General features: G+C 52.6%; 2 tRNA genes and 2 rRNA genes (1 of these 4 cut by a window edge). All 4 read right to left on the bottom strand.

Annotated features, from left to right (window positions below):
- Window positions 1–287: ribosomal RNA gene (locus EO132_RS14880) — 23S ribosomal RNA — on the bottom strand (it extends 2532 nt beyond the left edge of the window).
- A 178-nt stretch (window positions 288–465) separates the two neighbouring features.
- A tRNA-Ala gene (locus EO132_RS14875) sits at window positions 466–542 on the bottom strand.
- 143 nt (window positions 543–685) lie between these two features.
- Window positions 686–759, bottom strand: a tRNA-Ile gene (locus EO132_RS14870).
- 110 nt (window positions 760–869) lie between these two features.
- Window positions 870–2395: ribosomal RNA gene (locus EO132_RS14865) — 16S ribosomal RNA — on the bottom strand.
- The 16S and 23S rRNA genes sit together here with 2 tRNA genes alongside, the layout of an rRNA operon.
- Between the last annotated feature and the right edge of the window lie 105 nt (window positions 2396–2500).

Raw genomic sequence — 2500 nt, 5'->3', positions numbered from 1 at the left:
AACCCCGTCATTGCCGGAACAACGACGGTTTGGGCCGATCCGATTTCGCTCGCCGCTACTCTCGGAATCACTCTTGTTTTCTCTTCCTCCGCCTACTTAGATGTTTCAGTTCAGCGGGTTCGCCCACCTTACGGTGTGACTGGCCTTCAACCAGCCGGGTTGCCCCATTCGGACACCCACGGATCAATGCTCATGTGCAGCTCCCCGTGGATTTTCGCAGCTTATCACGTCCTTCATCGCCTCTGAGAGCCTAGGCATCCCCCATACGCCCTTCTTTTGCTTGTCGCACCTGTACCTAAGTACAGATGCCCTCTCGTAATCCTTTATATATTCTATTCTACTTCGTGTTTCTTCTTTGACTTCGCACATAACGACCTATGTCGTTACTGCTCCGTCCCAATATGTCAATGAACTTTCTGGCGAATCGCCACCGGCAATGAAAATCACCGTCGACGACAATTGCCGTGGTGGAGAATATCGGAGTCGAACCGATGACCTCCTGCGTGCAAGGCAGGCGCTCTAGCCAGCTGAGCTAATCCCCCGTTTCAGTCAGCAGTTACCAGTTAACGGTTAACAGTTTTGATAACGTGCCCACCATTACGTGATAATCACTCAACTTCTAAAATTTCCTTCAGTATTCCTCAATGAACTTCGCACTCCGTATTTACATACTTCGTACCTTTCGTAGTCTCAGGCAGACTCGAACTGCCGACCTCTACATTATCAGTGTAGCGCTCTAACCAGCTGAGCTATGAGACTGTCTTGGCCTAAATTTGCCTGTATACCAAAAAAACATATCATAAACGACAGCGCAAAACGTAACAACCACCTCGTGCGGGACCCGGGATTCCGGGCATCTCTTTCTCTAGAAAGGAGGTGTTCCAGCCGCACCTTCCGGTACGGCTACCTTGTTACGACTTAGCCCTAGTTACCGATTTTGCCCTAGGCCGCTCCTTGCGGTGACGGACTTCAGGCACTCCCGGCTTCCATGGCTTGACGGGCGGTGTGTACAAGGCCCGGGAACGTATTCACCGGATCATGGCTGATATCCGATTACTAGCGATTCCAGCTTCACGGGGTCGAGTTGCAGACCCCGATCCGAACTGTGACCGGTTTTGTAGATCCGCGCCCCCTCGCGGGGTGGCTTCCCTCTGTACCGGCCATTGTAGCACGTGTGTAGCCCAGGACGTAAGGGCCGTGATGATTTGACGTCGTCCCCACCTTCCTCACGGTTTGCACCGGCAGTCCCGTTAGAGTCCCCATCTTGACATGCTGGCAACTAACGGTAGGGGTTGCGCTCGTTATAGGACTTAACCTGACACCTCACGGCACGAGCTGACGACAACCATGCAGCACCTTGCAGGCAGTCCGAAGAAAAAGCTATCTCTAGCTTATGCAGCCTGCATTTAAGCCCTGGTAAGGTTCCTCGCGTATCATCGAATTAAACCACATGCTCCACCGCTTGTGCGGGCCCCCGTCAATTCCTTTGAGTTTCATTCTTGCGAACGTACTCCCCAGGTGGGATACTTATCACTTTCGCTTGGCCACGGAGACCGAAGTCCCCACAGCTAGTATCCATCGTTTACGGCGTGGACTACCGGGGTATCTAATCCCGTTCGCTACCCACGCTTTCGTCCATCAGCGTCAGTACATGGTTGGCCACCTGCCTTCGCGATCGGTGTTCTATGTGATATCTATGCATTTCACCGCTACACCACATGTTCCGGCGACCCCACCATGACTCAAGACCTGCAGTATCAAAGGCAATTTTATGGTTGAGCCACAAACTTTCACCCCTGACTTACAGGCCCGCCTACGGACCCTTTAAACCCAATGATTCCGGATAACGCTCGGACCCTCCGTATTACCGCGGCTGCTGGCACGGAGTTAGCCGGTCCTTATTCTTACGGTACCGTCAGACGCCCACACGTGGGCGCGTTTCTTCCCGTATAAAAGCAGTTTACAACCCATAGGGCCGTCATCCTGCACGCGGCATGGCTGGATCAGGCTCCCGCCCATTGTCCAATATTCCTCACTGCTGCCTCCCGTAGGAGTCTGGTCCGTGTCTCAGTACCAGTGTGGGGGATCCCCCTCTCAGGGCCCCTAACCATCGCTGCCTTGGTAAGCCGTTACCTCACCAACTAACTAATGGTACGCATGGCCATCCCTGTCCGATAAATCTTTAATCACAAAATCATGCGATCCCGTGATACCATGGGGCATTAATCCAAGTTTCCCTGGGCTATTCCCCTGACAGGGGCAGGTTCCATACGCGTTCCGCACCCGTGCGCCGGTCGTCATCAGAAAAGCAAGCTTTTCCATGTTACCCCTCGACTTGCATGTGTTAGGCCTGCCGCTAGCGTTCATCCTGAGCCAGGATCAAACTCTTCATTGTATTTCCTTGAATGTCTGTCCGACACCCGGAAATCCCTGAGTCCCTGCATCAAAATGGTTTGTTCTTAATTCTACGCTGTCGTTACAATATGTATATGAACTTCTT

It is taken from the genome of Flagellimonas oceanensis, from assembly GCF_003992595.1.
GTDB lineage: Bacteria > Bacteroidota > Bacteroidia > Flavobacteriales > Flavobacteriaceae > Flagellimonas > Flagellimonas oceanensis.
This window is presented reverse-complemented; position numbering and strand designations above follow the sequence as displayed.